Raw genomic sequence first — 1,695 nt, 5'->3', positions numbered from 1 at the left:
CACCGTCGAACCGGCAATCGACACGTCATGCCCGGCGTTGATGTTCACCGAATCGCCCGACACCGTACTGCCCACACTGCGCGAGTGCGACTACAGGAAGAAGCGCGAACTCTACACACTGCCGCAGTCCGTGCCGCGTATTCGGCTTGTAGGACGATGGCTCGAACAGGCCGGGTTCAAACCGCATAGCCGCGTGCGTGTTTAGGTTGAGGACGGAAGGCTCGTTAGACACCCGCGTGAACGGAACCATAAACAACGAACCCAGCTCGATGCCTGGGTTTGTTGTTCTACTCGTTCAGTTCTTGAACCAAGGACCGAACTTGTCCGGTTCATCACTGATCATTCCGGCTTTTCGCAGACGAGACGGCAACCTCCTAACCCAATAGATCACAAGCGCCAAACACAGCGGACAAAAAACGAAAAGCATTGCAGGTTTTTCATCGAGATTGAACGCAAATCGGCAAAACGCCGTCGCAAGCATCGCAATAATTATTCCGGCGCCAATAGCCGAGCCCCACACTACGCAAATGGTCTGCGCGGTCGCATAAAAACGTTTCCAGTTCATTTTTGCTTCCCTGCTTCGCGGGCGTCGTTCACAACTTTTGCCCCCTTCGTGCCAGCATTGATCGTTTGGATCGCCGCGTTCACGTCACCTGGAATTACCCAATTCACGACCGGAATCGTAGTTGTGCTGCCAAACTTAGGGACAGTCACGTCGAACATGCTGCGGGGACGGTTAAGCCCATCTGACCAGCCCATCTTTAGTGGAACAGGAGCAGTCAACGCGGCGATCCCCACACCGAGCGATGCCACGTCATAAAGCGTGTTGCCCCATGTTGGCGAGGCGTAATTAAATGCCATCTGCAGCGGATTTGTGCCCGATTCGGGTATCCCGTTGTACCGGTTATACAGGCCGCTCATTCCCGTGGCCACATCGTTGGCTCCGGACACGGCCATCACGCTGCCAACACCGCACGCAACCCCCGTCGCGCAATATCTCACGCCAGCTGCAGTGACTAGTGCACCGAGGCCGGCCTTGGCCGCATCCTTTCCCACGCCGAGCGGATCACTCATTACCATATCCGCGATCTTCTGTTCCGGTGTGTAATTGAAAAACCCCGCTTCCTTCTGGTTGTTCACCCACGTCAGTTCCGGCCCGAGTTGCGCCGCTTCAACCTGACTCACATAGTTCGCGTTGTACGCCGCACTGCCCGGCGCATATTCAGCCCAGCACTTCACCGCGTAACATGCCGCTTTGGTCAGCCGATCCTCTTCGGCCTTGTCTCCGTTCGCCTTGTCCGCGATTTTCTGCTTCTCACCCGGATGCAACTGCCGATTGTAAAGATCAGCATTCGACGCCGTCATCGCCCCGGAGCCGCCGCCAACGGCAGCACCCGCGCCTGTCGCAATTACATTCGCAATAATATTCCCGAGTGCCTTGTCCGCATCTGCGTTACCCGTCGCGCTCGAAGTGGCGATAGCTTCGCTCAACTCGTTCAACTTGCCCGCTGCGGCCGCTGAGATACCCGCGCCCGCAGCGCCGCCCGCGATACTACCACCACCAAGACCGGCGACCGCCGCCCCGCCCGCGATGTGCATCGCGATGCGGTACGCGCCTCCTTCCTTCCACTTATCGGCCGTGTCCTGATCGCCCGCCGCCTCCGCTGCCTGCTTCTGCCGATCCGCATAATTGCC

2 protein-coding genes and 1 pseudogene are annotated in these 1,695 nt (G+C 58.1%); 1 reads left to right on the top strand and 2 read right to left on the bottom strand.

From position 1 onward, the window contains the following. The coding region (locus NCR98_RS33215) for a SymE family type I addiction module toxin (RefSeq protein WP_350029556.1) at positions 1–205 on the top strand (205 nt) is incomplete at its 5' end. Positions 206–295: 90 nt separating this feature from the next. Here NCR98_RS33215 and NCR98_RS33210 read toward each other — a convergent pair. Together NCR98_RS33210 and NCR98_RS33205 are read right to left on the bottom strand one after the other, a co-directional pair. Continuing rightward, the gene (locus NCR98_RS33210) at positions 296–565 is read right to left on the bottom strand and encodes a hypothetical protein (RefSeq protein ID WP_250528591.1); all 270 of its coding nucleotides are present in this window, start codon (positions 563–565) and stop codon (positions 296–298) included. Then, a pseudogene (locus NCR98_RS33205) lies at positions 562–1,695 on the bottom strand (hemagglutinin repeat-containing protein); the annotation flags it as partial. The gene NCR98_RS33210 and the pseudogene NCR98_RS33205, both read right to left, overlap by 4 nt.

Source organism: Caballeronia sp. GAWG2-1 (assembly GCF_023631405.1).
Taxonomy (GTDB): domain Bacteria; phylum Pseudomonadota; class Gammaproteobacteria; order Burkholderiales; family Burkholderiaceae; genus Caballeronia.
Note: the sequence above shows the minus strand (reverse complement) of the source record. Positions and strands in the feature narration are given on the sequence as shown.